The sequence below is a fragment of the Rhizobium sp. P38BS-XIX genome (genome assembly GCF_012641435.1).
Classification (GTDB): Bacteria; Pseudomonadota; Alphaproteobacteria; order Rhizobiales; family Rhizobiaceae; genus Rhizobium.
The window spans coordinates 393693-420035 of the sequence record NZ_JABAIJ010000001.1 but is presented as its reverse complement, the minus strand read 5'-3'; the positions used below and the strand labels follow the sequence as shown (position 1 = coordinate 420035).

Here is a 26343-nt window from a genome sequence, read left to right as displayed (position 1 = left end):
TTGGCTACTGGAATGCTATTGCTGAACATCGAGGTCAACTTTAAACAGACATCGATAGATCCTCGCCCCCGGAGCATGGCCATGCCGATCCTCACCCGCCGCAATCTGCTCAAAGCTTCAGCCGTAGCCGGCGCCTATGGCGTAGGCCTCGGCATCGCAGGCAAATTCGCGGGCAGCGCGGCGGCAGCAGAGCCGCGCGTGCTCAAGACGGCAAAGATCGAGGCCAGCCTCACCAATGGCGGCAAGACCAAGAGCGTGCTCACCTATGGCGATGATGGCATGCCGCCGGTCGTACGCATGAAAAAGGGAGAGGCTTTTGCAGCCCGGCTCATCAACGGCATCGATGATCCGACGACCATTCATTGGCATGGCATCCGGCTACCCAACAACATGGACGGCGTGCCATTCCTCACCCAGCCTTATGTCTATACCGGCGATCATTTCGACTATGCCTTCACGCCGCTCGATGCCGGTACGTTCTGGTATCACCCGCATTGCAACACGCTGGAGCAGATGGGTCACGGCATGACCGGGGTCATCGTCGTCGAAAACCCCAAGGATCCGACGTTCGATTCGGAAGTCGTGCTCAATCTTCGCGACTGGCGTCTGGGTGGCGACGGTCAGTTTATCGAACAGTTCCGCCCACGCGATGCAGCGAAATCCGGCACCTACGGCACGGTGCGGACTGCCAACTGGCAGCAGGAGCCGCAATATGATGCCCCTTCGGGCGGCCTCGTGCGGCTGCGCGTCGCCATCACCGACGTCACGCGCATCTATTCTTTCCGCATGGACGGCGCCGAGGCGACCGTTATTGCGATCGACGGCAATCCCGTACCGCAGCGCTTTCCGCTCGATCTTCTGCAACTCGGGCCCGGTCAACGGCTGGAGCTTGCCGTGCGCATGCCTGATAGCGAAGGCGCGGTCATCAAGCTCGAGGATATCAAGGGCACGAATCCAAAGGTGCTGGCGACCTTGCGGGCGGTCGGAGCCTCGCTGAAGCGCGATGTGCGTGATTTGGCGCCGCTTGAGGACAATCCCGTGCAGAAAGCCGATCTCGGTTCCGCAACGCATCTTCCGCTCATCCTGAGTTCGACCGCCGAGAACACCGCCGACAACAGTATCTGCGGCTCTCTCGGCTACAGCTTCTGGGCCATCAACAAGGTGCCGTGGCCGGGCGACACACCCGATCCGACAGCGCCGCTCGCCGAGCTCAAGCTGGGCAAGAGCTATGTCATCGACATGGAAAACGTCACACCACACAGCCACCCCATCCACCTGCACGGGATGAGCTTCACCGTGCTGTCCTCCTCGACGCGGCAGGTGCAGCCCTTCGTGTCCGATACCTATCTGATCCAGCCGGACGAGAAGGTGCAGCTGGCCTTCGTTGCCGACAATCCGGGCGACTGGCTGCTGCATTGCCATATCATCGAGCACCAGAAGACCGGCATGACGAGCTACGTGCGTGTAACCTGAGTGGTCATCGCGATAAGACGTGGAACTGTGTCCGAACCCGCCTCACCTTCCGATAATTTCAGCTAAAAGCGAAATGCGACAAAGGCTTTGCCCGCGAAAGTATTGACATATCGGGCTGAAAGGAGAAGGAAGTTAAAGAAGTATTTTACCGTTGAATGTGTTGATATGATCGAAACTACCGCCCAATTGGAGGCGGCCTGCCAAGAGCTGGCCAAGTCGGAATTCATTACCATCGATACGGAATTCCTGCGAGAAACGACCTTCTGGCCGGAGCTGTGTTTGATACAGATGGCAAGCCCCACGACCGAGGTGCTGGTGGATCCGCTCGCCAAGGGACTGGATCTTGCGCCGTTCTTCGAACTGATGGCAAACCCGTCGGTGCTGAAGGTATTCCATGCCGCGCGCCAGGACATCGAAATCATTTTTCATCGCGGCAATCTCATTCCGCATCCGATCTTCGATACGCAGGTTGCGGCAATGGTCTGCGGCTTCGGCGATTCGGTCTCGTATGATCAGCTCGTCAGCCGGACCAAGAACGTCCATATCGACAAGTCCTCGCGATTTACCGACTGGAGCCGGCGTCCGCTTTCCGAAAAGCAGCTGGATTATGCTCTGGCCGATGTCACCCATCTGCGCGACGTGTATCTCTCCCTCAGCGAGCAGCTGAAGCGCGAAGGCCGCGCCTCATGGCTGCAAGAGGAAATGGCAATCCTCGAAGCGCGCGAAACCTACGACCTGCACCCAGACGATGCCTGGCAGCGGCTGAAGATGCGGCTGCGCAAGCCGCAGGAATTGGCCGTCCTGAAATATGTCGCGGCCTGGCGGGAGCGCGAGGCGCGCGCCCGCAACGTGCCGCGCGCGCGCGTGCTGAAGGATGACGCAATCTATGAGATCGCCCAGCAGCAACCGAAGGATAGCGAAGCGCTTGCCCGTCTGCGCACCATTCCAAAAGGCTGGGAGCGGTCGGCCGCCGGCACGGCAGTGATCGAAGCGATCAACACAGCTCTCGCCTTGCCGAAGTCCGAGATGCCGCATCCGCCGCGTCATCAGCAGGCTCCGGAAGGTACTGCAGCGGCTTCGGAGCTGCTGAAAGTGCTTCTGAAGCTCATCGCCGAAAAGCATGGCGTCGCCCCGAAGGTGATCGCCAATAGCGACGATCTGGACAAGATCGCAGCCGAGGGTGAGAAGGCCGATGTGGCTGCCATGACCGGCTGGCGCCGTGATCTCTTCGGCGAGACGGCTCTGCAGCTCATTCAGGGCCAGGTCGCACTGCGGTTCGTCGGCAAGCGCATCGAGACCGTCACGCTCCAGCAGTGACATTCATCTTCCCCAGCGCCTCGCGATTGCGTATGATTCGCATGTCGGGACGCTGGCCGCCATCACGATTGCGCCGTAAATCTCGTGGAATGAACGTCTGTTATAGTCGTTATCTTTGATGACGCATAAGCGTTGTCGGCGCAGTCCCGCGTCGATGACGGGCGTCCTTTCTCGGCGGAACCGTGAATGGGTATTGTCCATTCGATACGCACCTGGCTTCTGTCGTCGCTGCTCGTCGCCTCGACCGGCGTTGCCTATGGCAAAATGTATTTCCCCGAAGCACCCATGTATATCGGCGCGATCTTCGCGCTTTTCTGCGGCATGCCGCTTTTGGCCTTCGAGCGCCGGATGATCCTGTCCAACCTGAACGGATGGATCCATCGCCTGCCGACGCCGATCTTCATTCTCTCGGCGCTGGTCATCGATTTCGCCCTGATCGGCATTGGCTATGCCATTGCCGGCAGCCTGCTCAAGCTGTCCGGCATCATCGAAGGCAGCTGGAAGGACGTCACGCTCCTGAAGATAGACGTCTATCTCTATGCCGTCGTGGTCACGGCCGCGATCATCTTCATTGGTCGCGTCCGAGAACTGCTTGGTCGCGACGTGTTCCTGAGCCTGCTCACGGGCCGCTATCGCAACCCGGTGCAGGAAGAGCGCGTCTTCCTGTTCATTGATCTTGTCGGCTCCACGGCCTTTGCCGAAGAGCATGGAGATCTGAAGACACAGGAGTTTCTCGGCGCGGTGTTCGGCGCCATGGCGGAACCGGTGCGCCGGCACAAGGGCGCAATCGACGACTATATCGGCGACGCCGCCATCATCACCTGGCCGCTAAACCGCGGCGTCAAGAACGCCAATTGCGTGCGCTGCGTCTTCGACATCCTCGACGGCATCGAAAAAAACGCCGAGACCTGGTTGAAATCTTATGGCCGGGTGCCGCGCCTGCGGGCCGCTCTGCATGGCGGTGGCATCGTCACGGCGGAAATCGGCGTCGATCATCACAAGATCGCTTATTTCGGCGACACGGTGAACACGACGGCACGGCTGGAATCGCTGTGCAAGACGCTGGAACGGCAGGTGCTGATTTCGAGCGATCTTGCAAGGCGCCTCGAACTTCCCGAAGCAATCGTCAAGGAAGAGCTCGGCGAACATGCCGTGCGTGGCCGAGACCACTCGCTCGGCGTCATCGCGCTTCATACGCAAAGCCGCGAAGTGCTGAAAAGCGTGCGTGGCAGATCGTAAGTTAAGCATATCAATAGCTGCATATCCATATCAATGCACGCCTGAGCTTCACACCCTATGGGTTGTCCACAGTCACCAAATATTCACCTAAGCGTTAATTCGACGACATGGCACGCCTGTTAAGCGGGATTGTTTTCGCCAATCCCACCAACAAGGTGACACGATGATCCGAATTCTTTCCGCCTCCACGGCACTCCTTATTTTTCTTGCTGCATCCGCACAGGCAGACGAGCAGCAATTCACGGCCAAGCTCGCCGGACAGGCCATCCTGCCGGCCAACACCATTGCCGACGCGCCTACCGATGCGCCGGAATTTCTGAAGACCTCCGGCAAGTTCACGACGCCGGATCGCAAGCGCACCGATGCGCTCGGCACGGTACCGGGCAAGGACGGCGCTCGCGTCACCGACCTGAAGCTGCCGTTTGCCGGTCAGCCGATCCAGGGCTTTTCCGGCATCAAGACCATGTCCGACGGCACGTTCTGGACGCTCTCCGACAACGGTTTCGGCTCCAAGCAGAACTCGTCGGACGCCATGCTTTTCCTGCATCAGCTGAAGTTCGACTGGAACAGCGGCAAGGTTGAGGTCGTCAAGAACCTCTTCCTCTCCGATCCGAACAAGAAAGCCCCCTTCCCGATCGTTCTCGAAGGTGCTGAAAAGCGCTATCTGACGGGCGCCGATTTCGACATCGAATCGATCCAGCCGGTTGCCGATGGCTTCTGGATTGGCGAAGAGTTCGGACCTTACCTGCTGAAATTCGACACGAACGGCCAGCTGACCGACGTCTTCGCGACAACCCTCGACGGCAAGCCGGTCATGTCTCCCGACAATCCGCTGATCCAGCTCCCCGGCAACCCCACGCAGAAGATGCCGGCCTTCAACCTGAAACGCTCCGGCGGCTTCGAAGGTCTCGCCATGTCGAAGGACGGTTCCAAGCTCTACGGTTTGCTGGAAGGCCCGATCTACAAGGACGATGGCCAGATGGAGAGCGTCGACGGCAAGACGGCGATCCGCGTCATCGAATTCGACGTTGCCGCGAAGGCCTGGACGGGCCGCAGCTGGCTTTATCCCTTCGCAGACAAGGGCGTCTCGATCGGCGATTTCAACATGCTCGACGAAACGACCGCTCTCGTCATCGAACGCGACAATGGCGCCGGCACGAAGGATAAGGCTTGCGCCGATCCCAAGCAGCCGAAGCCGGATTGCTTCGAGGCTCCGGCCGAGCTGAAGCGTGTCTACAAGATCGAGTTCAGTGACGCCAATGTCGGCAAGTCCGTTCGCAAGATCGGCTACATCGATCTGCTGCGGATCGAGGATCCCGACCACAAGCGCCGTCAGGGCGGCGGCGAGGGCTTTTACGACATGCCTTTCGTCACGATCGAGAACGTCGACCGCGTCGATGCCACGCACATCATCATCGGCAACGACAATAACCTGCCCTTCTCGGCAGGTCGCGCCGTCGACAAGGCTGACGACAACGAATTCAGCCTTCTCGAAGTCGGCGATTTCCTGAACGCGAAGTAAGCCAGAGCAAAGCCGCCTCTCCCTGCATTATGGGGAGAGGCTTCACGCATATTGGAAACGAAGCCTATTCGAAACAGAAGGCCAGCCGGCGGTTCGTCAGCTTGCCGAGCTGCTGCAAGCGGCCCTCCAGCCTCTCACCGGCAAAATCGTGATATTCGGCGGGAACGACGAATTCGAGATCCAGATCCGGGTTTGTCGACCGGCGGAACGACAGGTTGCGCACGATGCCGGGCATCGAGGCAGAAAACAGGTACACGACACGCAGCAATCCACCGAGCAGCTTGGCTCGGTCCAGGTATAGCGGGGTGGCGATTGTCGATAATGGCTCGGTCGCTCCATCGTCGCTCAACCCCTCGAAACGGAAGTAGTTGGCAAGGGCAATGAAGGCACGACCGGCATGGGTGATGCCGACGAAAGACGTATGTGCGATGATGTTCAGCGCCTGAAGGCCGCGATAATCCGGATGAGCACGCCAGCTGATATCGGCAAGCAGGCAGGCGGCCTGACGATAGCGGCTCTCTTCTTCCGTCTCGGTGATGCCGAAGAACGGCATCATGCGTCCGGTCCATTCGGCAAGCTCACGGGCATGCTCCGGCGAACGGGCGCGCAGGATGGCAAGCTCGCCGGCCGCGACAAGCAACGGATCGCTATGGCGCTCGGCCTCGGTGAGTAGCGAATAGAGATAGCCTTCGCGCACGCCCTGTGCGGAAAAGGAAATGATCGATGGCTTCATGGCCGTCAGCACTTCGCGCATGGCAACGGCGCCAAAGGGCAGCAGCAGGCGGCGATGCTTGGACACGGCCTGCAGCGCCGGGTCCTTCGAATCCTTCGATTCCACGATCTGGTCCAGGAATCGCACCATCTCGTCGAGAGGCACTTCATAGCCCTGCATCATGTGCAGCGGATATTTGCGGGTTTCCATGTGAAGCTTGGCGATATTTCGCCATGTGCCGCCAACGGCATAAAAGGTCCGCCCCTCGCCCTTGCCGAGCAGCTTGGCGGTCTTGACGTGCTTGCGCGCAAAGCTGCGCGCTTTCTCGATCGAGCCGCCGGCATATTCGGACAGGCGCAGGCCGCCGAGCGGCAGCGTGATACCCTTGCCGAACTCGCGATCCTTGATGTCGATCAGCTCCAGCGAGCCGCCACCGAGATCACCGGCAATACCATCCGGATGGAAGAAGCCGCTGATGATGCCGAGCGCCGAGAAGCGTGCTTCCTCCTCACCAGAGAGCACACGCACCTTGCGCTGCAGGATCGTCTCGGCCTGATGGATGAAGTGCGGGCCGTTGCTGGCCTCGCGCGCTGCTGCGGTCGCCAGGACATAGATCGTCGAGGCGCGCGCCTGATCGGACAAGGCCTTGAAGCGATGCAGGGCTGCGAGCGCCCGGGCCACGCTTTCCTCGTCCATCTTTCCGGTCAGTGCTATGCCTTTTCCAAGGCCACAAAGCACTTTCTCGTTGAAAAGAATGGTCGGAGACCGCGAATGGCCTTCATAGACGACAAGACGGACCGAATTCGACCCGATATCGACAACGGAGACAGGGGCAATACCGGGAAGGCGCCCCTGGGCTTCTGATTCAACCATGCAGGTCCAGTTTATTTGTTGCGGCCCGACAACAGCCCAGCGATCAGTTTCGGCGCACTGGATTTCAAGGCTTCACCACGGCCGGAAAGGCTCGGATTCGTCATGAAATACTGCTGCGCATTGAATGGCTCTTCCCCTTTGCGCACTTCCATGCGCCGGGAAGTTCCGTCCGGCAATATCTCGTAGCTTTGCTGATTGTCAATGATATTGCCCAGCATGATCTGTGAAAGCACCTGTTCATGCACGGTCTTGTTCGTCAGCGGCACGAGCGTTTCGACACGGCGGTCGAGGTTGCGCGGCATCATGTCGGCGGAGCCGATATAGACCAGCGCCTTGTCAGACGGCAGGCCCTGGCCATTGCCGAAGCAGAAGATGCGGCTGTGTTCTAGGAAGCGACCGATAATCGATTTGACGCGGATGTTTTCCGAGAGGCCGGCGACCTGCGGACGCAGGCAGCAGATGCCGCGCACGACGAGATCGATCTCGACGCCGGCATTGCTGGCTCTGTAGAGCGCATCGATGATGTCGGGATCCACAAGCGAATTCATCTTCATCCAGATCGCGGCCGGACGGCCTTCCTTGGCATGCGCGATCTCACCCTCGATATGTTCGAGGATGCGCGGGCGAAGGGTGTATGGCGAAACGGCGATCTTCATGTCGTGCTCCGGCTCGCCGTAACCCGTGATGAAGTTGAAGATATTCGCCATGTCGTGGGCGATCGTCGGATCACAGGTGAAGTAGGACAGGTCGGTGTAGATCTTTGCGGTGACCGGGTGATAGTTGCCGGTGCCGAGATGGCAATAGGTTCGCAGCTTGCCGTCCTCGCGGCGCACGACCATGGACATCTTCGCGTGGGTCTTGAGTTCGATGAAGCCGAAGACGACCTGCACGCCTGCGCGCTCAAGGTCACGCGCCCAGCGAATATTCGCCTCTTCGTCGAAGCGAGCCTTGAGCTCCACAAGCGCGGTCACGGACTTGCCCATGTCGGCGGCGTCGATCAGCGCGCGAACGATCGGGCTGTCGTTGGAGGTGCGGTAAAGCGTCTGCTTTATCGCCAGAACGTCAGGATCCCTAGCAGCCTGGAGAAGGAACTGAACGACGACGTCGAAGGATTCGTAGGGGTGGTGGACGACCATGTCCTTTTCGCGGATCGCGGCGAAACAATCGCCGGCGTGTTCGCGGACGCGCTCAGGAAATCGCGCATTGTAGGGCTCGAAGCGAAGATCGTCGCGCGGAGCCTTGCAGATTTCGGAGAGCGTGTTGAGCGCCAGCAGGCCGGGCAGAACCGCGATGCGGTTTTCCGGCACGTTCAGCGATTCCACCACGAACTGGCGAAGCTCGAGCGGCATTTCGGAATCCGTCTCGATGCGGATCACCGAGCCGCGGCGGCGGCGCTTCAGTGCGGTTTCGAAGAAGCGCACCAGATCTTCGGCCTCTTCCTCGACTTCGATATCGCTGTCGCGGATGATGCGGAACGTACCGGAGCCCTGAACCTCGTAGCCGGGGTAAAGCCGGTGAATGAAGATGTTCACCACATCTTCCAGCGTGATGTAACGGATGACGTTGCTGGCATCCGGAAGACGGACGAAGCGGTCCAGCGCCGGCGGCAGGCGCAACAGCGCCGTCATCGGCTCGCGGCCGTTCATGCTCTTCAGCTGCAGCGCAATCGAGAAGCCAAGGTTCGGAATGAACGGGAACGGATGCGCCGGGTCGATGGAGAGCGGCGTCAGAACCGGGAAGATCGCCTGTTCGAACTCGGTATGCAGCCATTGCCGATCCATGTCGGAAAGAGCCGCGGGGCGGACGATTAGAATATCTTCCTTGGCGAGATACTGCTGCAGGACGGCAAGCGAGGCCTGCTGCTCCATCTGCAGATTGTCGATCTCGCGCAGGATGTCGTCGAGCTGCTCGGCAGGCGTTTTGCCGTCGGGCGTGCGCACCAGGATCTTCTGGCGGACCTGACCTTCGAGGCCGGCGACGCGCACCATGAAGAATTCATCGAGGTTGGCGGCGGAAATGGACAGGAAGCGAACGCGCTCCAATAGCGGATGCGCGGTGTTCAACGTCTCTTCAAGAACACGGCGATTGAACTGCAGCCAGGAAAATTCGCGATTGATGAAGCGTTCTGGGCTGGTCAGCAATTCGCTGACGGGCTGTGCGGCCTCCGGAGCCTGCTGGTTGGGATCCTGCTGTTCCGTGAGTGCCGAGTCCATGTTCAACCTACCCTCTTTCTGATCTTGTGCCACGTATATCAGTTTGACGACGGAACTGTGACAGTCGATGTCAGGTCAATCCGCCTGACCGGAATTGCCCAGTTCATTCAAGACTTCAGCGGCCAACTGGCGCGTGATCCGTGTTCCGCGTCCCAGTGCCAGACGATCAAGCCTGTCGACGATCAATTGCGCCGCGTTCAGCGAGCGCTCCATGCGATTGACAATATAGAGGACGAGTTTGTCATCGATATAAAGCTGCCGGTCAGCGAAGAGCTTGACGATGACCTGCGACAGCAGTTCCTCGTCCGGCTCGCCGATCTCGACCACCGTCGCGGCCTTCAGGCGCGAGCGCAGGTCAGGCAGCGTCACCGGCCATGACATCGGCCAGAGCCGGCTCGTCATCAGAAGACTGGTGCCGTTTTCCCGTACGCTGTTGATCACATGGAAAAGTTCCGTATCGTCGAAGCCGAGACGATCGACGTCTTCGAAGATCACCGCGCCACTCGCGGCCGTAACCGCGGCGTTGGAGCCGGCGATCGGATGGATCGGAGCGGCACCACAGCGCTCACTCCAGATGCTGGCGAGATGCGATTTGCCGGACCCCACGGGACCGGCAAGGATCACCACCGGCGACGGCCAGTGCGGCCAGGAATCGACGATCTTTACGGCCGCGCTCAGGGGATCGGCTACGAGCAGATCGTCGCGTCCGTTGGCGGAATCGTGCGTAAAGGCCAAGGCCAGCTGTTCGGCGGCCTTGCGCCTGAGATCAGCGTTCTTTGCTTCGGTCATGTGTTATTCTCGGGCTTGCCGGTCTTGGCTCTGCGAGCCCTGCCTGCTTCCGAGCGTCCATGATAGAGTTCACTTTGAAGGTACCGCGAAAGCGCAAAGCGGACAAGAACACCGCAGGCAGCAGCCGCCGGAACTGCGATCAGCAACCCGACGAAGCCGAAGAGCGCGCCGAAGGCGAAGAGTGCAAACATCAGCCAGACCGGATGAAGGCCGACACTTTCACCGACGAGCTTCGGCTGCAGCACATTGCCTTCGAGGAACTGGCCGGTGAAGAAGACGGCGAGCGTCAGCCCGACCCAGAGATAATCGGGCCAGAACTGAACGAGCGCAACGCCGACGGCCAATACCAGCCCGACCATCGAACCGACATAGGGTATGAAGCTGATCATGCCGGCAAAAAGGCCGATCAGCAGGCCGAAGTTCAAGCCGACGAGAGAGAGGCCGACACCATAATAGACACCGAGAATGACGCAGAGCGAACCCTGCCCACGGATGAAGCCAGCGATCGCCTTGTCTATCTCGCGAGCGAGCTGGCGCACGGTGGCGACATGATCGCGCGGAATCCAGTCGTCCACCTTGGCGACCATCCGGTCCCAGTCGAGCAGCATGTAGAAGGCGACGACCGGGGTGACGACCATCAGCGAGAGAATGTTGACCAGCGCCTTGCCGGAGCTCCAGAGCTGCGCGAACAGTCCGCCGACGAAGCTCAGGCCTTCCGACATGATGCTGGAGAAATTATCCTTGATCGCGCCGAGCTGATTGCGGATCCAGTCCGGCAGCACCATCGTCTGCGCCTTGGCGATCAGCTGCTGGATCTGCTGCACGTAGGTCGGAATATGCTGGATGAAGTCGTTGAACTGGTTGATGACGATCGGAATGAAGATCGTCAGGGCAAGTGCAAAGATCAGCACGAAGGCCACGAGGATCACGACCGTCGCCATCAGGCGGCTGAGGCCGATCCGTTCCAGCCGGTCGGCGATCGGATCAAGGAAATAGGCCACCGCCATGCCGGCGATGAACGGCAGGAGGATCGTGCTGAAGATATAAACAAAGGCGACGAAAAACACGAGCAGGAGCACCCAGAAGATGACTTGTCGCTTGAGGTTCGCCCCGCTGACCTTTTGCTCCATCGTCTTCCTCGTTGTTTTCAACTCGTTTACCGTGTGCTTAGGACATAGGATGATGCCGCAATTATGGTCAAGCCTGAGAGCGGAAATCGGCGTCGGGCGTTGTGAAACGGGGAAAATCGCGGGGTTGGCGGCGCTTGCGCCTTGCATAAACGCCCCTATCATGCAATGGCGACCCGATCAAAGCCCGGTCGCGACGGACGGGCGGCCATCGGAGGCAGAAGCATGAGCCAGTCTGGAAAAAACGGTCTGACCTATAGCGACGCAGGCGTCGATATCGATGCCGGCAACCTGCTGGTCGAAAAGATCAAGCCTGCCGTCCGTTCGACGCGCCGTCCTGGTGCGGATGGCGAAATCGGCGGTTTCGGCGGCCTCTTCGACCTCAAGGCCGCGGGCTTCACCGATCCGGTTCTCGTTGCTGCCAACGATGGCGTTGGAACGAAGCTCAAGATCGCGATCGATGCCAACTATCATGACACCGTCGGTATCGACCTCGTCGCCATGTGCGTCAACGATCTGGTCGTCCAGGGCGCGGAGCCGCTGTTCTTCCTCGATTACTTCGCTACCGGCAAGCTCGACCCCGACCAGGGTGCGGCGATCGTCGGCGGCATCGCTGCCGGCTGCCGTGATGCGGGCTGTGCGCTGATCGGCGGCGAGACGGCGGAGATGCCGGGCATGTACTCCCACGGCGATTACGATCTGGCAGGCTTTGCCGTCGGCGCCGCCGAGCGTGGCCAGTTGCTGCCGTCTGGCGACATTGCCGAGGGCGATGTCATTCTCGGTCTTGCCTCCTCAGGCGTTCACTCCAACGGTTTCTCGCTGGTGCGAAAGATCGTCGAGCTTTCCGGCCTCGGCTGGGATGCGCCGGCTCCCTTCGCCGAAGGCAAGGCGCTCGGCGAAGCATTGCTGACGCCGACGCGCATCTATGTGAAGCCGCTGCTCAAGGCCATTCGCGAAACGCACGCCCTGAAGGCACTTGCCCACATCACCGGCGGCGGGTTCCCGGAGAACATTCCGCGCGTGCTGCCGAAGCATCTTGCCGCCGAAATCGATCTGGCCGCCGTCAAGGTGCCGCCCGTCTTCTCTTGGCTTGCCAAGGTCGGCGGCGTCGAGGCCAAGGAAATGCTGCGCACCTTCAATTGCGGCATCGGCATGATCGTCGTCGTCGCCCAAGAAAACGTCGAGGCGGTGAAAGCTGCGCTCGAGGCCGAAGGCGAAGCCGTCGTTACGCTCGGCCGCATGATCGCTCGCGAAGACGGCGCTCACGGCACCGTTTACAAGGGCACGCTCGCTCTATGATCATGCCGCGCAAACGCGTCGTCGTCTTCATCTCGGGCGGCGGCTCCAACATGCTGGCTCTTGTGAATGCCACGAAGGCAGCGGACTATCCGGCCGAGATCGTCGGCGTCATCTCCGACAAGGCGGACGCCGGCGGGCTGGCAAAGGCTGCCGCCGAGGGCATTGCAACTTTCGCTTTCGTGCGCAAGGAATTTGCCAGCAAGGAAGCGCATGAGGAGGCGATCCTTTCGCAGCTGGAAGCCCTCTCTCCCGACATCATCTGCCTTGCCGGCTATATGCGGCTGCTTTCCGGCCGATTTATCCAGGCGTACGAAGGGCGGATCATCAATATCCATCCGTCGCTGCTGCCGCTCTTCCCCGGCTTGCGCACGCATCAGCGCGCCATCGACGCCGGGATGCGCGTCGCCGGCTGCACCGTGCATTTCGTTACCGAAGGCATGGATGAAGGCCCGGTTGTCGGCCAGGCCGCCGTGCCTGTCTTGACTGACGATACCGCTGACAGCCTTGCCGCCCGTGTCCTCACGGTCGAGCATCAGATCTATCCGCAATCGCTGCGGCTGCTGGCGGAAGACAAGGTCAGGATGGAAAACGGAAAGGCCGTGAGCCTCGCCGGAGCATCTGCCGCGCGTGAGCGGCAGATCATATCACTGCTCGGCGACACCAACTAAACGTCAGGCAGCCATCGCCATCAACGGGTGCAATGTGCCGTCGCTATAGACGATACGGCCACCGCGGAATGTTGCGCGGATGCGATGCACCGAACCTGGCTCGACCGCCACCAGATCGGCACGCTGGCCGACAGCGATTTCACCCCGATCCATGAGGCCGGCCGAGCGCGCGGCATTCGAGCTTGCCATGGCAACTGCTGCCGGCAGGCCGCCGGTCGTGACATCGGCAATCTTGAAGATCGCCGGCACGAAGGCAGCCGGGTGATAATCGGCTGCGATAATGCCGAGCAAGCCGGCGCGAGCCGCATCCAGCGCGCTGAGATTGCCGGACATGGACTGGCCGCGCAGCGCGTTCGGCGCGCCCATCAGGGTCCAAAGACCGCGACGGCAGGCTTCTTCCGCAGCCGGTCCCGTCACCGGAAACTCGCTGATCGTCACGCCGAGATCATGCATGGCGGCGACCTTCTCGGCGCTATCATCGTCATGTGACGCCAGCGAAAGCTTGTGCTTGAGCGCGAGTTTGACCACGTCATGCAGCTTGCGCTCGATATCCTGATCCTGGCGCTGAGCAATACGCTTTGCCACGACTTCTTCGGCTGCCTCGCGCGAGATGGAGCGGCGCTCTGACATGCTGCGAACGTAGCTTTCGATATCGTTGTATTGCCCCTGCCCGGGCGTATGGTCGGTGAGCGAAACCATGTCGACCGCCCCCTCTTCCAGCAGCCGCTCCAACGTCGCTGCCGCACCGAGATTGGTGATTTCGTAGCGCGCATGGACGCGGTGATCGACCAAAAGTCCTTCACGCAAGCTGCCGATACCGCGGATGACGGCGGAGGTGGTTTCCAGCGAGCGGACGTGACCGTAGACGCTTTCGGTCGCAAACGAGAGTGCGGCAAACGCGGTGGTGACGCCGGCTGCCGCAAGCTTCTTGTCGAGCTCGTGAATGCCGAAATCGATCGGCATCATCGCGTTCGGTCGCGGCGAGACTTCGCGCTCTATCATGTCGCCATGAAGATCGACGAAACCGGGCATCAGCAAACGGCCGCCACCGTCGAAGGTCGGCTGCTCCACCGGCTCCGCGCGGATTTCGGCAATAACGCCATCCTCGATGCGCACCGCGCCGGTGTCGACGACCTCATTGGGAAGAACGAGCGTAAAATTGCTGAGCCACATCGGCTTTCTCCTGAAACAGCGTCCATGATTACAGAGGCCCGGAAACATTCGAATGTTTCCGGGCCTCACGCCGGTAAGCTCGATTCGTGACATTGTGATGAACGGGTGCGGAGTTTCACACCCGCACCTCTTCCAGCAGACTATTTCCAGGAGGCAGCGTTCAAAACGGCCCATTGCATGAGCATGATCGTCTTTGCGTCATAGATCTCGCCACGTTCGATCATGGCCATGGCGTCCGACAGGCGAACTTCCATGACCTCGATATCCTCGTGCTCCTCGGCAAGGCCGCCACCGTCGGCGACACGGTCGGAGGTATCGATCAAGGCGGCAAAACAATGGATGATTTCGGTCACCGACCCTGGGGACGTCATCGCCTTGAAGAGAAAACGAACGTCTCGGATGCGGAAGCCTGTCTCTTCCATAGCCTCGCGGCGGATCGCAGCTTCCGGCTCCTCGCCGTCAAGCAGACCGGCAGGCACCTCGATCATCCACGCCGGCTCGCCGACGAGTTGCGCTGGCAGGCGAAACTGGCGGACAAGCACCACGGTTTCACGCTTGGGATCATAAAGCAGGATGCAGGCGGCGGGAGTGCGATGATAGATCTCGCGCTTCAACCGATGTTTTTCGCCCCGAGAATCCGTGTAGTCGATCTCGAAACTCGTGAGACGCGTCCATTGATCCGAAAGCGTCTTTTCGTTGGCGATTTCGGCTTTCGCCTTTCCATATTCAATCATGCCACATCCTTGCGAAGCCATACCTTGTTGTCATGAACAGCCGCGCCGCCATAGGGCGCGACCGGATCGGCGCCGGTGAGCACATTGATGCCCTCGCCGTCCACATGGGCCTTGTTCGGCCAGAGTCCCTCCGCAATCAGCACGCCGGGTTTCACTTCCGTCGTCACGCGCGCATGAATGCGAATGTCGCCTCTCGTATTACCGAGGTAGACCAGGTCGCCATGAACAATCTCGAGCGCTTCCGCATCGGCCGGACTGATCATCACTTCGGGACGCCCCTCCTTCTGCCGTGACGTCTTTGTCTCAGCAAAGCTCGAATTCAGGAAGTTGCGGGATGGCGAAGTCGCAAGCCGGAAGGGATGTTCCGGATCGGTCACCTCGATCACGTCGACCTGATCGGGAAACTCCGGCAGCTCGACATGCGGCCCGAGCAGCCCGACTGATGCGGGCGGCTTGTTCGGCGCGGGTTGGTTGGCCCAATCAGGGCGGAAACGAAACCTGCCGTCTGCATGGCCGAAGCCATTGAGAAAATGGGCATCCTCAAAGGCCGGTTGGCGATCGAACCATTTATGCTCGAGGAAATAATCGTAGTCCGGCAGGCCACTCTTCGACAGCACCCGGTCGACCATTTCGCGGGCGGAAAAACCGAAGCCGGGGCGATCCGCCACGCCGAGGCGCTTGGCCAGTTCCTCGATCACGAACAGATTGCTGCGCACCGTCGGCGGCGGCTCGACCAGCTTCGGGCCGAGAAGGATGTGGTTATGGCCGCCGGCACGATAGATGTCGTCATGCTCGACGAACATCGTGGCGGGGATGACGATATCCGCTATTTCGGCCGTATCGGTCATGAACTGCTCGTGTACCGCCACGAAAAGATCGGATCGCGCAAAGCCGCGCTTCACCAGCCTTTGTTCCGGCGCGATGTTCATCGGATTGGTATTCTGGATCAACATCGCAGTCACCGGGCCGCGATGGCGCAGCGCCACGGCATCGCCGGTCAAGGCCCGGCCGATCTGCGACTGGTCGATCATGCGGACATCGAGATCCTTCATGGCGCGACCGGTGAGTTCGCTCGCATCCATGCGGAAGATATCGCTGTTCGAATGAAAGGCGCCGCCGCCTTCATATTGCCAGGAGCCGAGGACAGTCGCGATCGACGCGGCCGCATGCATGGCGATCGCGCCGTTGCGCTGGCGGGTGAAACCGTAGCCGAGGCGGAAATAGGTCTTCTTCGTCGTCCCCACGAGCTTGGCGAAGGCTTCGATCTCGTCGACCGAAAGGCCGGTAATGTCAGCGGCCCATACCGGCGTCTTCGACCTCAGATGCGCTTCGAGGCCCGAGGGATCGTCGGCATATTTTGCCATGTAGGCGCGGTCGGCATAGCCGTCACGGAAGGCAATGTGCATGACGGCGCAGGCGAGAGCCGCATCCGTGCCCGGCTTGACGATCAGCGCCATGTCGGCCTGCTTCATGGTCGGATTGTCGTAGATATCCACGACGACGATCTTGGCGCCGCGCTCCTTGCGGGACTTGATGGCGTGGGTCATGACGTTGACCTGGGTGGCAACGGCATTGGTGCCCCAGATGACGACGCAATCCGTGCGGCCCATCTCGTGCGGATCCGGACCGCGCAGCACGCCCGTCGCCATCGTGTAGCCCGTCCAGGCCGGATTGGTGCAGATCGACGAGAAGAAACCGGAATAACGCTTGGCATGGCGCAGGCGCTCGATGGAATCGCGCTGCACCCAGCCCATCGTGCCGGCATAGAAATAGGGCCAGATGGCCTCGCTGCCGTCCTTGGCTTCGGCCTTCACGAAGGCTTCAGCGATCTCATCCAGCGCAGCATCCCAGGAAAGCTCCTGCCAGCGCCCCTCGCCCTTGGCGCCGGCGCGACGCAGCGGCTTCATCAGCCGATCGGGGTGATAGAGCCGTTCGGCATAGCGGGCGACCTTCGCGCAGATGACACCGGACGTATAGGAATTGTCGCCTGCGCCGCGCACCCGACCGATCCGGCCATCATCCGTCAGATCGACCTCTAGCGCGCAGGTGGAGGGACAGTCATGTGGACACGCCGTGTGGCCGATGCGCGATTTGGCTTTGATGGGGGTCGCAATGTTCATGAGGTTTGTATATTTCAAGCAAGGATCGGCCACTAGAGACAATCCGGCCCATCTCAACAATTCATGCGGACTTCACCGACAATGAACTATCGGCATATCTACCACGCGGGCAATTTTGCCGATGTCTTGAAACACGCGGTTTTCGCGCGCCTCGTTCGCTACATGCAGAACAAGGACAAGGCGTTTCGCGTTCTCGACACCCATGCCGGCATCGGGCTCTATGATCTGTCTTCCGAAGAAGCACAGAAGACCGGCGAATGGCGGGACGGCATCGGCAAGGTGCTGGAGGCCGACCTCGTGCCGCAGGTGGCCGATCTGCTGGAACCCTATCTCACGGCCATCCGCGAGCTCAATCCGGATGGGGGCTTGCGGCACTATCCCGGCTCTCCGAAGCTCGCCCGGATGCTGTTTCGCCCGCAAGACCGGCTTTCGGCCATGGAGCTGCACCCGGACGATTTCCAGCGCCTGCACCGGCTGTTCGAAGGCGATCACCACGCCCGCATTACCGAGCTGGACGGCTGGCTGGCACTTGGCGCGCATCTGCCGCCGAAAGAAAAGCGCGGCATTGTACTCGTCGACCCCCCTTTCGAGGAGGAAGGCGAATACGAGCGCCTGGTCGACGGCCTGGCCAAGGCCTGGCGCCGGTTCCCTGGCGGCACCTATTGCATTTGGTATCCGATCAAGAAGGATGCGCCGATCAAGCAGTTCCACGAGGCATTGCAGGCTTTGGACGTGCCGAAGATGCTCTGCGCCGAACTGACGATCAGAAGCGATCGCGGCTTCACCGGCTTGACCGGCACCGGCCTCATCATCGTCAACCCGCCCTTCACGCTGAAGGACGAATTGCATGCGCTGTTGCCTGCCCTGAAAGATATGCTGGCACAAGACCGCTTCGCTTCGCAGCGGGCCTTCTGGCTGCGCGGCGAACATTGAATTCCTCTCCGCATACCCACAGGTGATCTCATGAGACTGCTCTGCTCGCCCGCCTCTCCCTTTTCCAGCAAGGTGCGCATGGCGGCGCGCCATTTCGGCATCAAGCTGGAGGAAATCCATGTGGATACGAATGCGGGGCCGTCACTTCTCATCGACAACAATCCGCTCGGCAAGATCCCAACCTTGTTGACCGGCGACGGCGAGGCGATTTTCGACAGCCGCGCCATCATGCACTATTTCGACCGCCGGGATGGCGGGCTCTACCCATCGAAGAAGAGCAAACGAGCCGAAGTCGAAGTGCTGGAGGCTTTGTGCGACGGCACCAACGAATGCCTGCTGTCGATCGTCTACGAACGGCGCCTTCGCGAACCGGAAAAGCAGCATCAGCCGTGGATCGATCGGCAATGGACCAAAGCAAGCCGCGCCCTTGTCCATCTCGATGCCGAGCCGCCGAAGATCGGCAAGAAGCTGCACGCAGGACATTTCGCGCTCGCGGCCCTCATCGGCTATCTACAGCTGCGCTTCGAAGGGCAATGGGAAGCGGATTATACCGGCCTCACCGACTGGGCACGCAAATTCGAAAAGCATTTTCCGGACTATCAAGCGATGAAGCCGCGGGCTTAACCCATTGGTATTGCGGGATAATAGTTCGCTTCAATGAGTTACTTCAATTAACCGTCGTGAATGCGGCTTCAACAAATTCGCTCCTACCTGGTAGGTCCGCGATTGGCCGTCCCCGCGCAAAAACGAGCGCTTTCCAAGCATGTCTTCCGATGACCAAAACGGTCATTTCCACACTGACATCATCGTCTCTGAGACTCTTGCCCGTGGCTCGAAGACTGGGATATCCGTAGACGATGACCCGTGTCCAATCAGACGTCATAGTAACATCCGAGGTTATCGCGTTCCCAAAAGCTTTGGCGTAGGTAAGATTGTCGATCCCATCCACGCCCAACTGCTCATAACCGAAGAGCGCCGCCGCGAGTTGCGCGTTCGCCGCAAAGTAGAACATGCGACCACTGTTTGCCTGTAATTCTTCTGCTTGCCACATCCTGGCCATGCGAGCGGTGCGATTGCTGACCGGATTGATCCAAGGTTGGGTCGCGTAGATATTGTAATTAGCCAATACATACTGAGCTTGCAGGTACATTAGGAAAGCCGTGACACTCAAAGCGACAAGCAAGCCTCCCCAAACACGGAGTTTAGATGAACTCCCGAGGACGACAATTCCGCCCTGATCATAACTTGCCGGTTTTCCGGCCGCTACCCGGCGACACTGGTAGATTTGGGTAACCAGCGAAAAGACCGGGATACCAAGCCCGAGGCCCACAAGCCAGACCTTCAGTTCTCGGAGGAGGAAAAACCCCAGCCGGCCTTGGCCGTTCTGGATCGGCACACGTATCCCCAATATTGCTTTACCTATGGTCCTCCCCGTCAATGCCATTACCAATGCAAGGACCAAAGCCACGATTGGCAGAAGACAGAACGTCCAGACGGAATTGCCCGTGTTCATAATTTTTATGTACAAAGCGGGTGCGTAAAGCGAGCTTACAAGCGACAGCATGCTTAAAAGCAGCCAGAGCATAATGGAAGTGTCGATATATCTCGCCAAGAAACGTGGCCAAGGGCGTGCGCTTATCTCATTTTTCTCGACCGGCCCCTGATAACCATCTCCGACTGAGTAGTTCCACTTAGCCATCTGCGCGCCCCGCCGCTATCGCAACAATCTATGCGGCGTTCGGCAAAAAAAATCAAACGGTGAAGTTGAAACGGCTTAACGATACCGGACGGGTGAAACGCGTCAAAACAGAAAAAGCCGGGGTTTTCACCCCGGCCTTTTCTTCATTCCAAGCGATCAAGTGATTAGAACTTGACGCCGATACCGACCTTGACGCTCTGCTCGTCGTAGCCACGCGAGAAGTTGCCCGAGTCAAGGTTGAAGTTCTTCTTGCCGTAGTCGGTGTAACGGTACTCGAGACGAGCCGTGATGTTGTTGGTGAGCATGGTTTCAGCACCTGCACCAACCGTGTAGCCAACTGCGGTCTTGCTGTCGGACGACGTGTCGTCGGAGAGCTTGTTCTGGCCGAGAGCCAGACCGGCCGTGCCGTACAGCATGAACGGGTTGAAGTCGTAGCCGAGGCGGCCGCGAACCGAGCCGTTGACGCCGTTCTTGGCAGTCAGGCCGTTGCGGGTGCTGTCAGCGCCGGAGTAGCCGAGGTCAGCTTCAACGCCGTATACGATCTGGCCCTGCTGCCAGTTGTAGCCGGTGAAAGCCTGGCCGCCGAATGCATAAGCGTCGCCGTTACGGTTGAAGTGACCGGCGTTCCAGTCGCCAGCGCCACCGATGTAGAAGCCGGACCAGTTATTGACGGCCGGAGGTGCATCCTGAGCGACAGGCGGCTGCGGGATCTGCTCGACAGCGTCAGCAGCGTGAGCTGCGGTGTAGCCGCCAAGAGCGAGAGCGGAGACCATGAGGGTCGTTACGAGAGTACGCATACTTTTCTCCTTTCAGTCCCGTGTGCTTCGTCTACTATCTTTGACTTCGAAGCGTCACGAGCAATTAAAACAAATCCCTCCCGGATCGATGATGAAATTGGAGTGCAAATGAGGAATTGGAAGAGCCAAAATATGATATCATTGTGGCACAGAGGTGGCTGAATTTCGATGTTGCTTCATCGCAACAGACGAATTGTTAACCATAACCAATGGTTAAAGCGTGTATACTTATTTTTATCTAAATAAAACACAAGTTTTACATAAGAAACGCCAAGTTCGCCATTTGGCCTCGCACCTTTCCATATGGTGTATCGACGTCCTATATGAAGGTCGATTTGAAAACGAAGAGCAAAAGGCCATCTCTTGAGCCAGGAAAAACTACGCACGGCATTGATTACGGGTGCCTCGAAAAGAATAGGCCGGGCAATTGTCGAGGATTTGTCGGCTAACGGCTTTGCGGTGGCCGTCCATGCCAACAGCTCCTTTGCCGAGGCATCGGAAATTGTGGCGAAATTGCAGCAATCGGGCCGCAAGGCCATTGCGATCAAGGCCGATCTGCAAAATTTGGCGGAGACGTCAACCCTTGTCAAAAAGGCGGTTGAAGCCCTCGGCCCCCTCGATCTTTTGGTCAATAACGCTTCGGCGTTCCTCGGCGATTCCGCCGATCGTTTCGATGCCGCCGCCTTCGAGGCGCATTTCGCAGTGCATGTGCGCGCACCGTCCATCCTGGCTGCCGACTTCGTGCGGCAGCTTCCAGAGCCTCATCCCGGTCTTATCGTGAATATGGTCGACCAGCGGGTCTGGGCGCTCAATCCGCGCTTCTATTCCTATACGCTATCGAAGGCGGCTCTTTGGGCGGCAACGCAGACGATGGCGCAGAGCTTTGCACCGAGAATCCGCGTCAACGCGATCGGCCCCGGCCCGAGCGTGCGCAGCGTGCGGCAAAGCGAAGAGGACTTTCAGGCGCAAATCGACGGCCTCATATTAAAGGCAGGGCCGAGGCTCGAAGAATTCGGACAGACCATCCGCTTTCTTTTTGACACGCCCTCGATCACGGGCCAAATGATAGCGCTCGATGGCGGCCAGCATCTTGCCTGGGAAACGCCTGACGTGGCGGAGAGTGCGGAATGAACGGACGAAAGCTGCCTGATGGTGGCGTTCTCTATGACGAATCAGATGATATCGAAGACGACATCGAGGTAGAGGGCGATGCCGCCGCCTCCCCCGTTTCGACCGTCGACTGGAACGAAGGCGGCAAGAACGAGACCGGGCTTCGCGGCGCCGAACTGATTGCCGAATTCGTCAAGCGGCTGCCGAACAGCCCCGGCGTCTATCGCATGTTCAACGAGGCCGGCGACGTGCTTTATGTCGGCAAGGCGCGGAGCTTGAAGAAGCGTGTCGCCAACTATGCAATGGGCCGCGTGCACTCCAACCGGATCGCCCGCATGGTGCGCGAAACCGCCAATATGGAGTTCGTGACCACCCGCACCGAGACGGAAGCGCTGCTGCTGGAAGCGAATCTGATCAAGCGCTTGCGGCCGCGCTTCAATGTGTTGCTGCGAGACGACAAATCCTTTCCTTATATATTGATCACCGGCGACCAGCGCGCACCGGCAATCTTCAAGCATCGTGGCGCCCGCGCCCGCAAGGGAGACTATTTCGGCCCCTTCGCGTCGGCCGGCGCCGTCGGCCGCACCATCAATTCGCTGCAGCGCGCCTTCCTCATCCGCACCTGTACCGACAGTGTCTTCGAGACGCGCACCCGTCCCTGTCTGCTCTACCAGATCAAGCGCTGTTCCGGGCCCTGCACGCATGAGATCAGCGATGCAGGCTATGCAGACCTGGTGCAGGAGGCAAAAGACTTTCTTTCCGGCAAGAGCCAGAACGTCAAGGCTCACATGGCCGAGGAAATGAACGCAGCCGCCGAGGATCTCGATTTCGAGCGCGCCGCGGTATTTCGCGACCGCCTCGCCGCTCTGTCGCATGTGCAGAGCCATCAGGGCATCAATCCGGCGGGGGTCGAGGAGGCCGATATCTTCGCCATCCATCATGAAGGCGGCATCTCCTGCATCCAGGTGTTCTTCTTCCGCACCGGCCAGAACTGGGGCAATCGAGCCTATTTTCCGAAGGCGGACCCATCGCTCTCCGGCGCCGAAGTCCTGAATGCATTCCTCGCGCAATTTTACGACGACAAGCCCGTGCCTCGGCAGATTCTGCTGTCCGAGACGGTCGAGGAAATCGAACTTCTGGCGGCAGCCCTTGGCGAAAAGGCTGGCCACAAGGTCGCAATCCTGGTCCCTCAGCGCGGCGAGAAGCGCGATCTGGTCGACCACGTCGTCGCCAATGCCCGCGAGGCTCATGGCCGCAAGCTTGCCGAGACGGCCTCGCAATCGCGTTTGCTCGAGGGCTTCAAGGAAACGTTCCAGCTTCCTTACGTGCCTCAGCGCATCGAGATCTACGACAACTCTCACATCATGGGCACCAATGCTGTCGGCGGCATGGTCGTGGCCGGGCCGGAAGGCTTCGTCAAAGGCCAGTATCGCAAGTTCAATATCAAATCGACCGACATCACCCCCGGCGACGACTTCGGGATGATGCGTGAGGTAATGACGCGGCGTTTCTCCCGCCTGCTCAAGGAAGAGGGAAAGCCGGATCGGAGCGCAGCCCTGGAAGCATCCGGTGCCGATGCCGCTGATCAGCCCTTCCCTGCGTGGCCCGACATCATCCTGATCGATGGTGGCCAGGGGCAGATGACGGCCGTGCGCGCCATTCTCGATGAGCTTGACATCACCGACAGCGTTATCGCCATCGGCGTCGCCAAAGGTGTCGACCGCGATGCCGGACGCGAGCGCTTTTTCGCCCCCTCGCGCGAAAGCTTCACGCTGCCGCCGCGCGATCCGGTGCTTTATTTCATCCAGCGCATGCGTGACGAAGCCCACCGTTTCGCCATCGGCTCACACCGCGCCCGGCGCAAGAAGGAGATGGTGAAAAACCCGCTGGACGAGATCGGCGGCATCGGCCCCTCGCGCAAGCGGGCGCTGCTGCAGCATTTCGGCACCGCCAAGGCCGTATCCCGCGCCGCACTTTCGGATCTGATGGCTGTCGAAGGCATATCGGAGACCGTGGCGCGGCAGGTCTACAATCATTTCCACGAAGACGCCGCGAAATAAGAAAAGCTCGTCGCAAATTCCACGCAATAGCGGTGAAAAAACAGAAACAATGTTGACGATAAGCTAGTCAAACCATCATCTAGGATTTGATCCCAAAAAGTGCGCAGCGGTTTTTGGACACGATCAAGACACTCACATGCCCGGAATGCGATAAGGCCCGAAATCGAGCCGGATCACACTCCGCCGAAACAACCAAAACGAAACGATTTCCATGGCTTCGCGCGCTTACAGCATTCCCAATCTGCTCACCTACGGGCGCATTCTCTGCGTCCCCCTGATCGTTCTGTGCTTCTTCGTCGAGGGCAAGCTGGAAGGGTCCGATTTCGCGCGCTGGGTTGCGCTCTGGATCTTCGTCATCGCTTCGCTGACAGACTTTCTCGACGGCTATCTCGCGCGTATCTGGAACCAGACATCGAATATCGGCCGGATGCTCGATCCGATCGCCGACAAGCTGCTGGTCTCCGCGATCCTGCTGCTCGTCGCGGCCGACGGCACGATTGCCGGCTGGTCTCTCTGGGCCGCCATCATCATTCTTTGCCGTGAAATCCTGGTGTCGGGCCTGCGCGAATATCTGGCGGCGCTGAAGGTCAGCGTTCCCGTGACGCGCATCGCCAAATGGAAGACGACCGCACAGCTCGTGGCTATCGCCTTCCTGCTGGCTGGGCCGGCGGGCGACAAGGTGCTACCCTATACGACGGAGATCGGCATCGGCCTGCTCTGGATTTCCGCGCTGCTGACCATATACACCGGCTACGACTACTTCCGGGCTGGGCTGAAGCATATCGTGGATGAGGATTGATGACGAAGCTCGTCTATTTCGCCTGGGTGCGTGAGCGGATCGGCAAGGCAGAAGAAGATATCCCCCTGCCCGCCGATGTCATCACTGTTGGCGACCTTCTGAGTCATTTGAAAGGCTTGGGAGAGGAATACGAGGCGGCACTTCAGTTTCCCGAGGCGATCCGCGTGGCCATCAACATGGAACATGCCGATCACGACGAGCCGATTGCCGGCGCACGGGAGATCGGGCTTTTTCCGCCCATGACCGGCGGGTAACGGCGGCGCTCGGGCGGCGGCCAGGCAAGAATGGCGTGGCGCCAGCTCTTCAAGGAAATTGCGATGACCTCACCATTCGTCAAAGTCCAGCCAGAAGATTTCGATCTCCAGACGGAGATTGACCGGCTGACGAACGGGCGGCAAGACATCGGCGCCGTGGTGACGTTCTCCGGCCTCTGCCGCGACGAAGGCGGAACGCTCGGCGCGCTTGAGCTCGAACATTATCCCGGCATGGCGGAGGCGGAGATCACGCGGATCGCGACGCTTGCCATCGACCGCTTCGGACTTCTCGCTCTGACGGCCCTTCATCGCTACGGTAAAATCAAGCCTGGCGAGAATATCGTCCTCGTCATCGCTGCCGCACCGCACCGACAGGCCGCCTTCGATGGCGCCAACTTCGTCATGGATTTCCTGAAAACCTCGGCGCCCTTCTGGAAAAAGCAACATGGCACGGATGGCAGCGAAGGTGGCTGGGTTTCCGCCAAGGACGCCGACGATGCGGCCCGCGATAAATGGGCCGGCGATACATGAGACTTAAGGCACAATCCTTTCGCGGCGGCTCAGCACCAAAAGCAGCACCAGCATCGAGAAGATGACGAATTCACGCCAAAGGAATGGTCCGTAGGCACCCCACATGGTCTCCGAAAGCCCGAGCAATGCTGCGCCTCCGGCTGACTTCAACGGATCGGAGTAGCCGCCGACCGCCGCGATCATCAGCACTTTCAGCCCGAACATTAACCCTGCCCCGAAATCCATCGTTCCGTAATACGAGGTTGCGAGCAGTCCGCAGATGGTGGCCACGAGAGTGGAGGCGACGTAGGCCAATATGAAAACACGATTGGCGTTGGCTCCACAAAGCTCCGCGGCCAATGCGTCTTCCGTTACCGCCCGCCAGATGCGCCCCCAGGCAGTCCGTTTCAGGACATAGGCACCCGCAAGGATGACAAGGATCATCAGGCCGGTGTTGAGCAATTGTATGTCGGTCAGCGTCACGCGGAAACCGCCGCTATCCCAGAAGACGATGGCCTCATTCAGGAAAGGCGGCAGCCAGATGCCGCGGGTATTGGAGGCCAGCCGCGCCGTTTCCATCAGAATGATCATCATGCCGAGCGCTGCAACAATGATGGTGTTCGGCGATTTACGCGACAAAGGCAACATGACCGCCCGGCCGACAAGCAGGCTGGTTCCAAGCGTATAGCCCGTGGCGATCACTGCGCCGAAGGTGAAGGCCGCCGGCAGGATCAGATACATTCGCGTATAGCCGACATCGGTAAACAGCACGAGCATCTGGCCGGCGAAGGCGAACAGCGCGCCATAGGTAATGTCGGCTCGTTTCATGACCCCGAACGCAATGGAATAGCCAAAGGCCAGCGTGGCATAGAGTGCGGCCAAAGGAACTGCGTTTGCCAGTTGCTGCAGAAGATAGGCCATT

General features: G+C 59.7%; 23 protein-coding genes. 13 read left to right on the top strand and 10 right to left on the bottom strand.

Going from position 1 to position 26343, the window contains the following annotated elements; translation table 11 throughout:
• Nucleotides 1-81 precede the first annotated feature (81 nt).
• The 4 genes from HGP17_RS02040 (at nt 82) to HGP17_RS02025 (ending at nt 5551) form a co-directional block, all read left to right on the top strand.
• Nucleotides 82-1473, top strand: a complete 1392-nt coding sequence (locus HGP17_RS02040) for a multicopper oxidase family protein (RefSeq protein WP_168805487.1) — start codon at nt 82-84, stop codon at nt 1471-1473.
• Between the two features lie 165 nt (nt 1474-1638).
• Nucleotides 1639-2790: a ribonuclease D gene (rnd, locus tag HGP17_RS02035; protein ID WP_168805485.1), complete on the top strand. Its 1152-nt coding sequence runs from the start codon at nt 1639-1641 to the stop codon at nt 2788-2790.
• A gap of 186 nt (nt 2791-2976) precedes the next feature.
• Nucleotides 2977-4029 (top strand): adenylate/guanylate cyclase domain-containing protein, encoded by a 1053-nt coding sequence (locus HGP17_RS02030; RefSeq protein ID WP_168805483.1) that lies wholly within the window; start codon nt 2977-2979, stop codon nt 4027-4029.
• Between the two features lie 163 nt (nt 4030-4192).
• Entirely contained in the window at nt 4193-5551 is a 1359-nt protein-coding gene (locus HGP17_RS02025; protein WP_168805481.1) for an esterase-like activity of phytase family protein, read from the top strand.
• A 64-nt stretch (nt 5552-5615) separates the two neighbouring features.
• On the opposite strand, the gene ppx is transcribed toward HGP17_RS02025, so the two are convergent.
• From ppx to HGP17_RS02005, 4 genes are all read right to left on the bottom strand, one after another.
• The gene (gene ppx, locus HGP17_RS02020; protein ID WP_168805479.1) at nt 5616-7136 is read right to left on the bottom strand and encodes an exopolyphosphatase; all 1521 of its coding nucleotides are present in this window, start codon (nt 7134-7136) and stop codon (nt 5616-5618) included.
• A gap of 11 nt (nt 7137-7147) precedes the next feature.
• Entirely contained in the window at nt 7148-9349 is a 2202-nt protein-coding gene (locus tag HGP17_RS02015) for an RNA degradosome polyphosphate kinase (protein ID WP_168805477.1), read from the bottom strand.
• 75 nt (nt 9350-9424) lie between these two features.
• The gene (hdaA, locus tag HGP17_RS02010) at nt 9425-10138 is read right to left on the bottom strand and encodes a DnaA regulatory inactivator HdaA (protein ID WP_168805475.1); all 714 of its coding nucleotides are present in this window, start codon (nt 10136-10138) and stop codon (nt 9425-9427) included.
• Nucleotides 10135-11268, bottom strand: coding sequence for an AI-2E family transporter (locus HGP17_RS02005; protein ID WP_168805473.1), 1134 nt, complete (start codon nt 11266-11268; stop codon nt 10135-10137). The genes hdaA and HGP17_RS02005 overlap by 4 nt, the downstream gene beginning before the upstream one ends.
• Nucleotides 11269-11490: 222 nt before the next feature.
• Here HGP17_RS02005 and purM point away from each other — a divergent pair, with 222 nt between their 5' ends.
• Nucleotides 11491-12564, top strand: coding sequence for a phosphoribosylformylglycinamidine cyclo-ligase (purM, locus tag HGP17_RS02000; RefSeq protein ID WP_168805471.1), 1074 nt, complete (start codon nt 11491-11493; stop codon nt 12562-12564).
• Entirely contained in the window at nt 12561-13232 is a 672-nt protein-coding gene (gene purN / locus HGP17_RS01995) for a phosphoribosylglycinamide formyltransferase (protein ID WP_168805469.1), read from the top strand. Before purM ends, purN begins: the two co-directional genes overlap by 4 nt.
• A gap of 3 nt (nt 13233-13235) precedes the next feature.
• On the opposite strand, the gene HGP17_RS01990 is transcribed toward purN, so the two are convergent.
• The 3 genes from HGP17_RS01990 to HGP17_RS01980 all read right to left on the bottom strand — a co-directional run bounded on the left by HGP17_RS01990 (nt 13236) and on the right by HGP17_RS01980 (nt 17259).
• Complete coding sequence (locus tag HGP17_RS01990; protein ID WP_168805467.1) at nt 13236-14405, bottom strand: alpha-D-ribose 1-methylphosphonate 5-triphosphate diphosphatase; 1170 nt, start codon at nt 14403-14405, stop codon at nt 13236-13238.
• A gap of 140 nt (nt 14406-14545) precedes the next feature.
• Nucleotides 14546-15139, bottom strand: coding sequence for an NUDIX domain-containing protein (locus tag HGP17_RS01985; protein WP_168805465.1), 594 nt, complete (start codon nt 15137-15139; stop codon nt 14546-14548).
• Nucleotides 15136-17259, bottom strand: coding sequence for a molybdopterin oxidoreductase family protein (locus HGP17_RS01980; protein ID WP_205925775.1), 2124 nt, complete (start codon nt 17257-17259; stop codon nt 15136-15138). Before HGP17_RS01980 ends, HGP17_RS01985 begins: the two co-directional genes overlap by 4 nt.
• A gap of 81 nt (nt 17260-17340) precedes the next feature.
• Between HGP17_RS01980 and HGP17_RS01975 the strand changes: the two genes are divergently transcribed.
• Both HGP17_RS01975 and HGP17_RS01970 read left to right on the top strand, forming a co-directional pair.
• On the top strand, nt 17341-18192 hold the full coding sequence (locus HGP17_RS01975) for a 23S rRNA (adenine(2030)-N(6))-methyltransferase RlmJ (RefSeq protein WP_168805460.1): 852 nt from the start codon (nt 17341-17343) through the stop codon (nt 18190-18192).
• A 30-nt stretch (nt 18193-18222) separates the two neighbouring features.
• On the top strand, nt 18223-18816 hold the full coding sequence (locus tag HGP17_RS01970) for a glutathione S-transferase (protein WP_168805458.1): 594 nt from the start codon (nt 18223-18225) through the stop codon (nt 18814-18816).
• Nucleotides 18817-18859: 43 nt separating this feature from the next.
• Here HGP17_RS01970 and HGP17_RS01965 read toward each other — a convergent pair whose 3' ends face one another.
• Together HGP17_RS01965 and HGP17_RS01960 are read right to left on the bottom strand one after the other, a co-directional pair.
• Nucleotides 18860-19891 (bottom strand): RDD family protein, encoded by a 1032-nt coding sequence (locus tag HGP17_RS01965; protein ID WP_168805456.1) that lies wholly within the window; start codon nt 19889-19891, stop codon nt 18860-18862.
• A 164-nt stretch (nt 19892-20055) separates the two neighbouring features.
• Nucleotides 20056-20688, bottom strand: a complete 633-nt coding sequence (locus HGP17_RS01960) for an outer membrane protein (protein ID WP_168805454.1) — start codon at nt 20686-20688, stop codon at nt 20056-20058.
• A gap of 363 nt (nt 20689-21051) precedes the next feature.
• On the opposite strand from HGP17_RS01960, the gene HGP17_RS01955 reads away from it, so the two are divergent.
• The 5 genes from HGP17_RS01955 (at nt 21052) to HGP17_RS01935 (ending at nt 25442) form a co-directional block, all read left to right on the top strand.
• Nucleotides 21052-21819: an SDR family oxidoreductase gene (locus HGP17_RS01955; protein WP_168805452.1), complete on the top strand. Its 768-nt coding sequence runs from the start codon at nt 21052-21054 to the stop codon at nt 21817-21819.
• Entirely contained in the window at nt 21816-23858 is a 2043-nt protein-coding gene (uvrC, locus tag HGP17_RS01950) for an excinuclease ABC subunit UvrC (RefSeq protein WP_168805450.1), read from the top strand. The genes HGP17_RS01955 and uvrC overlap by 4 nt, the downstream gene beginning before the upstream one ends.
• Nucleotides 23859-24069: 211 nt before the next feature.
• On the top strand, nt 24070-24657 hold the full coding sequence (gene pgsA, locus HGP17_RS01945; RefSeq protein ID WP_168805448.1) for a CDP-diacylglycerol--glycerol-3-phosphate 3-phosphatidyltransferase: 588 nt from the start codon (nt 24070-24072) through the stop codon (nt 24655-24657).
• Complete coding sequence (moaD, locus tag HGP17_RS01940; protein ID WP_168805446.1) at nt 24657-24911, top strand: molybdopterin converting factor subunit 1; 255 nt, start codon at nt 24657-24659, stop codon at nt 24909-24911. Before pgsA ends, moaD begins: the two co-directional genes overlap by 1 nt.
• A 63-nt stretch (nt 24912-24974) precedes the next feature.
• Nucleotides 24975-25442, top strand: a complete 468-nt coding sequence (locus HGP17_RS01935) for a molybdenum cofactor biosynthesis protein MoaE (RefSeq protein WP_168805444.1) — start codon at nt 24975-24977, stop codon at nt 25440-25442.
• Nucleotides 25443-25445: 3 nt separating this feature from the next.
• On the opposite strand, the gene HGP17_RS01930 is transcribed toward HGP17_RS01935, so the two are convergent.
• Nucleotides 25446-26342 carry a branched-chain amino acid ABC transporter permease gene (locus tag HGP17_RS01930; protein ID WP_168805442.1) on the bottom strand — a complete coding sequence of 299 codons (897 nt, stop codon included), beginning with the start codon at nt 26340-26342 and terminating at the stop codon, nt 25446-25448.
• Nucleotide 26343 lies beyond the last annotated feature (1 nt).